Source organism: Aquificaceae bacterium (genome assembly GCA_037722135.1).
Classification (GTDB): Bacteria; Aquificota; Aquificia; order Aquificales; family Aquificaceae; genus Pampinifervens; species Pampinifervens sericum.
The window spans coordinates 1-2,712 of sequence record JBBKAW010000090.1 but is presented as its reverse complement, the minus strand read 5'-3'; the positions used below and the strand labels follow the sequence as shown (position 1 = coordinate 2,712).

Annotated in this window: 1 protein-coding gene, 1 tRNA gene and 1 pseudogene; 2 read left to right on the top strand and 1 reads right to left on the bottom strand. The window is 43.4% G+C overall.

Features of this window, described 5'->3' with window-relative positions:
• The first annotated feature begins 50 nt into the window (after positions 1 to 50).
• Positions 51 to 662, top strand: a pseudogene (locus tag WKI49_06110) (DUF815 domain-containing protein).
• Position 663: 1 nt separating this feature from the next.
• Complete coding sequence (locus tag WKI49_06105; protein ID MEJ7622062.1) at positions 664 to 2,376, top strand: ATP-dependent DNA ligase; 1,713 nt, start codon at positions 664 to 666, stop codon at positions 2,374 to 2,376.
• Here WKI49_06105 and WKI49_06100 read toward each other — a convergent pair.
• Positions 2,377 to 2,450: transfer RNA gene (locus tag WKI49_06100), tRNA-Met, on the bottom strand.
• Positions 2,451 to 2,712 lie beyond the last annotated feature (262 nt).

The following is a 2,712-nucleotide window of genomic DNA, read 5'->3' as shown; positions in this document are numbered from 1 at the left end:
TTTCTATATACATCTATAAATTTCTACACTTTCAGTGATTAGTTTCTAATACCCTGCAGTTTGTGAAAGGCTTGCCTGCAAACGATGTTTTACTCTGGGGAGATAGGGGCACGGGTAAATCTTCTTTGGTAAAGTCCATGTTAGGGCTTTTTGCAAAGGATGGTCTCAGGCTTGTGCAAGTTTACAAGATGGATATTAGTCATCTTTCTAAGCTTTATGACCTTTTGAGGGAACGTCAAGAAAAATTTATTCTCTTTTTTGATGACCTTTCCTTTGAAGCTGGGGACGAGGAGATAAGAATTTTGAAATCTCTAATGGACGGCGATGTGGAAGAAAGACCAAGCAATGTGCTTGTGTATGCCACTTCCAACAGAAGACATCTCATGCCAGAGAGAGAGGAGCAAGAAAAGTTTCCAGAGGAGAGCTACTGGGAGAGGGTCTCCCTTGTGGAAAGGTTTGGCATAAGACTTGGCTTTTTCGCCTTTGGAAAGGAGCAGTATTTAGATATAGTAAGGCACTTGGCTTTTCAGAGAGGTCTAAGCATCAAAGAGGATGAGCTCCAAAGACTTGCACTTGATTGGGCTTTGCACAATGGTTTTTCTGGCAGGAGTGCCTACCATTTTGTAAAAGACCTTGAGGGTTGGCTTGGTTTAAAATCTTGATATGACCTTTAGAGAGCTTTCTGAGTATTTCCACAGGATTGAACAAACCACCAGCAGGCTTGAAATGGCGGAAATTCTTAGAAGCCTTCTGGAAAAAGCAAGCGTGGAAGAAGTGGACAAGGTGGTTTATCTAACACTTGGTGAGCTTCTACCAGCCTTTAGAGGGATAGAGTTTGGTATTTCGGAAAAGCTTCTTATGGAATCTCTCTCCAAAGCCTGCGGTGTTAGGCTCAGTCAGGTGCAAACTCTATACAAACAGAAGGGAGACCTTGGAGACGTAGCGGAAGAACTAATAGGCTGGCAGGGAAGAAACTTAAGCCTTGTTAGGGTTTATGAAGAGCTTTTTGATATTGCACGCACAAGGGGAACCTTAGATAAGGTTATGAAACTTATAAACCTTCTAAAGGGTCTTTCGGGCTTTGAAGCCAAGTATGCGGTAAGGATAATTATAGGGAGGCTAAGGCTGGGGGTGGGTGATGCAACCATAATAGATGCCTTAGCCAGAGGGTCAATGCATTTGAAAAGCTTTATAGAAAGGGCTTATAACTTGTGCTCCGACCTTGGGCTCGTAGCCAAAAGGCTAAAGGAGGGCGGACCTGAAGCCATAAAAGAGTTCAAGATTCAATTAGGTTATCCCATAAGGATGGCTTTGGCGGAAAGGGTATCCAGTGCACAGGAGATAATTCAAAGGCTTGGCAGATGTGGTGTGGAGGCAAAATATGACGGCTTTAGACTACAGGTTCACAAGGATGGCGACAAGGTGGAAATATACTCAAGAAACCTTGAAAGGATGACGGAGATGTTTCCCGATGTGGTAAAGGCGGTCATGGAGGACATAAAGGTCCAAAGGGTAATAATTGAAGGTGAAGCCTTAGCGGTAAACGAAGAGACTGGCGAGTTTTATCCTTTTCAAATAACCATACAGAGAAAGAGAAAATACAGCATAGAAGAATATGCAAGGGATTATCCACTTAAGCTCTTTGTTTTTGACCTGCTTTATCTTGAAGGAGAGGACTACACGGTAAAGCCTTATATAGAAAGAAGGAAAACCCTTGAGGAGCTTCTCTCTAAAACAAACACTCTTAGACCTTCAGAAATGTTTATAACAGACAAGGTAAAGGAAATAGAGACTTTTTTTGAGGACGTTATAACAAGAGGGCTTGAGGGTATAATGGCAAAAAGACTTGATGCTCCTTACACTGCAGGCTCAAGGAATTTTAACTGGATAAAGTTAAAAAGAAGCTACAGGGGAAGTCTTGCGGACACGGTGGACGTGGTAATAGTGGGCTACTATTACGGAAAGGGTGCAAGGGCAAGATTGGGTATAGGTGGTCTCCTTGTGGCGGTTTACGAGCCTTCTACAGATACCTTTAAGACGGTAAGTAAGGTGGGTTCAGGCTTTACAGAGGATGAATGGGTCAGGTTAAGGGAGATGTTGGACACCATAAGGCTTAACCATAAACATCCAAGAGTGGACAGCATAATTGACGTAGATGTGTGGGTAGAGCCAAGGTATGTAATAACGGTCAAGGCGGATGAGATAACGAGGTCTCCTTTGCACACCGCAGGCAGGACCCTTGAAGAGCCGGGCTACGCCTTGCGTTTTCCAAGGGCGGTTAGCTTTATAAGAGAGGACAAAAACCCAGAAGATGCTAACACAGTAGAGGAGATAATAAGGATGTATAACCTACAGAGGAAGGTATCTACGGAATAGTGGCGGCGGGAGGACTCGAACCTCCGACCTGAGACTTATGAGATCTCCGCTCTAACCAGCTGAGCTACGCCGCCTTATGTTATATATTATAACTCAAAATTTGCAAGTTATCACAAAATTAGATACCTCTTATAACGCTTCTCTGTCAAAAAAGCTCAAAAAACATTCCAAGAGTTTGAGCTTTTCCTTCTCCGTATATACCACAAGCTGTTTTACGCTGGCATCGCTATGAACCTCCATATGCAGGATGCTTTATCTCCCAGTTTTGCCAAGGAGTTCACTCTTAGCTCAACGTATGGCAGAGATGTTGGCAATAGCTCTTTGATGGAGGCTGGA